Source organism: Bradyrhizobium sp. Leo170 (assembly GCF_004296405.1).
Classification (GTDB): domain Bacteria; phylum Pseudomonadota; class Alphaproteobacteria; order Rhizobiales; family Xanthobacteraceae; genus Bradyrhizobium.
In genome coordinates, this window is the sequence record NZ_PSRR01000608.1 from 1 (window position 1) to 2,476 (window position 2,476).

Annotated in this window: 2 protein-coding genes and 1 pseudogene; all 3 read right to left on the reverse strand. The window is 68.9% G+C overall.

The window, feature by feature from the left end; all coding sequences use genetic code 11:
- A pseudogene (locus CWO89_RS43085) lies at positions 1-454 on the reverse strand (hypothetical protein); the annotation flags it as partial.
- Positions 451-1,332 carry an AAA family ATPase gene (locus tag CWO89_RS43090; protein ID WP_130584255.1) on the reverse strand — a complete coding sequence of 294 codons (882 nt, stop codon included), beginning with the start codon at positions 1,330-1,332 and terminating at the stop codon, positions 451-453. The gene CWO89_RS43090 and the pseudogene CWO89_RS43085, both read right to left, overlap by 4 nt.
- An 11-nt stretch (positions 1,333-1,343) precedes the next feature.
- The gene (locus tag CWO89_RS43095) at positions 1,344-2,366 is read right to left on the reverse strand and encodes a xanthine dehydrogenase family protein molybdopterin-binding subunit (protein ID WP_130584256.1); all 1,023 of its coding nucleotides are present in this window, start codon (positions 2,364-2,366) and stop codon (positions 1,344-1,346) included.
- Between the last annotated feature and the right edge of the window lie 110 nt (positions 2,367-2,476).

Here is a 2,476-nt window from a genome sequence, read left to right on the forward strand (position 1 = left end):
GCGGCAGCCGCCTCGGCGCTTCGCGCGAGAGCCGTCGCAACGCATCGCTGGTCGTGCCGGGTGCAAAGCGGCGCTCGACCAGGGCCTCGGTGCGGGCGGCGGCGAGGCCGGATTCGTTGGCCTCGTCGGCGAGCGGCGGTTCATCCTCGCCGCGACCATCCTCCTGCAGGCGAACGATTTCCTCGTCTTCGCCCTCGGCGCGCTCGATGGCCTCGCTGCCGCGGAAATGGATGTCGAACAGGCGGTCATAGGTCGCGCGCCGTTCCGGCGGCGGTGCCAGCGTCGCAAGACCCGCGCGGCGGATGTGTTCGAGGCTGCGTGGCCCGAGCAGTTCGATCGCGGCGAGGAAGGCGGTGGTCTGTTCCGGCGCGACGGCGAAGCCGTTGTGGCGCAGTAGCGCGACAAAGGAGATGAATACCTTGATAGCACGCGGCAGCGGCAATTCGTCGGTCACGCGGCAGCCTCCGCTATCAGCGCGTCGAGCCGGGGGGAGATGAAATGCAGGTCCTCCTCGTCCTTCAGCGCGACGCCGATCGATCGCTTGAAGGCATCCGGCCAGCGCGCGCCGCCTTTGTGCAAGAGCGTGGCGGCCTCCGCCCAGTCGACCGCCTCGGCGATGCCGGGTGCCTTGCTCAGCGGTTCGCGCCGGAGCTTGCCGACGGCGGCAACGACGGCGCGCGCGGTCGCTTCGGCGACGCTGGAAGCGCGCATCATGACGATGCGCGCTTCGCGCTCGGCGGTCGGATAGTCGATCCAGTGATAGACGCAGCGGCGCCGCAACGCCTCGTGCAGGTCCCGTGTCCGGTTCGAGGTCAGCACCACGACCGGATGTTCAGTCGCGCGCACCGTGCCGCGCTCGGGGATCGAGATCTGGAAGTCGGAGAGGAATTCGAGCAGGAAGGCTTCGAACTCCTGGTCGGCGCGATCGATTTCGTCGATCAAGAGCACGGTCGAGTCGGGTGCGCGCAGCGCGGCGAGCATCGGCCGCTCGATCAGGAAGCTCTCGCCATAGATGTCGATGGTCTCGTCGCCGGCCTGCCGGATCGCCAGCATCTGGCGCGGATAGTTCCACTCATAGAGCGCGGCCGCGGCGTCGATGCCCTCATAGCATTGCAGGCGGATCAATTTGCGCCCGAGCACGGCGGCGATGGCCTTGGCGGCTTCGGTCTTGCCGACGCCGGGCGCGCCTTCGAGCAGCAGCGGCTTGCCGAGCGCGAGCGAGAGATAAGCCGCGGTCGCGATGCCGTCGTCGGCGAGGTAATAGGCCGCGCGCAGCGCCTTCTCCAGCGCTTCCGGTGAGTCGATGCCGACGATGTTGCTGCGAACCGGCATGTGTCCTGCCTCTAGCGCCGCGCCTGTGGCCGCGCGCCGCCCTGCGCCTTGATCGCGCGCAGCACCTTCTCCGGCGTGATCGGCAATTCATCGATGCGGACGCCGACGGCGTTGAAGATCGCGTTCGCCACGGCCGGCAGCACCGGATTGGCGCACATCTCGCCCGGCCCCTTGGCGCCGAACGGTCCATCAGCCGCCGGGCGCTCGAGCACCGCGATGTCATGCGGACAGATGTCGCCGGGCCCCGGCATCAGATATTCGACGAAGTCGCGTGGCCCGTGGCTCGGGTCGGGATAATAAGGCTCGGGCGTCTCGTAGAGCGCGTGGCTGATGCCCATCCAGGCGCCGCCCACCAGTTGCTGCTCGACCAGCCGCGGATTGAGCGCACGGCCGAGCTCGTAGGCGCTGTCCATGCGGACCATCGCGACCTCTCCGGTCTCGTCGTCGACCTCGACCTCGGCGACCAGGCAGGCATGCGCGTAGCATGTCGCGGGCGACATCTCGCCGGTTTCAGGGTCGACGTCGGAGAGCGGCACCAGGAAGATGCCGCGGCCGGAGATCGTCTTGCCCTGCTTGAACTGCGCGGCGATCGCCACGTCCTTGGTGGAAACAGAGCGGTGCGGCGCGCCCTTGACGTGGATGCTGCCGCGGCCATCGGTCTCGAGGTCGGCGGCGTTCACCTCCAGCTCCTCGGCGGCCGCCTCCATCATCACCCCGCGCGCCTCGCGTGCGGCCATCATCACCGCATTGCCGACACGATGCGTGCCGCGCGAGGCGAACGAGCCCATGCAGTGCGGCCCGGTGTCGGAATCGGCGGTGTCGACATAGACGTCCTCGACCGGCACGCCGAGCGTCTCCGCGCAGATCTGCCGCGTCACGGACTTCATGCCCTGGCCGAGATCGATCGAGGACAGCGCCACCGTGAACTTGCCGCTGGGATTGGAATGAACCAGCGCCTGGCTGGGATCACCGCCGAGATTCATCCCGATCGGGTAGTTGATCGACGCGATGCCGCGTCCGCGATGCCTGGTCATGGTCAGCGCCTCCTGGTGCCGAAGACGGAGGAGAAGCGGGCGGCGCCGTGCGAGGGCGCCTGCGGCCGTGGAGGAGGGGGCGGCGGAGGTGGAGGTGGGGGCGGCTCGCG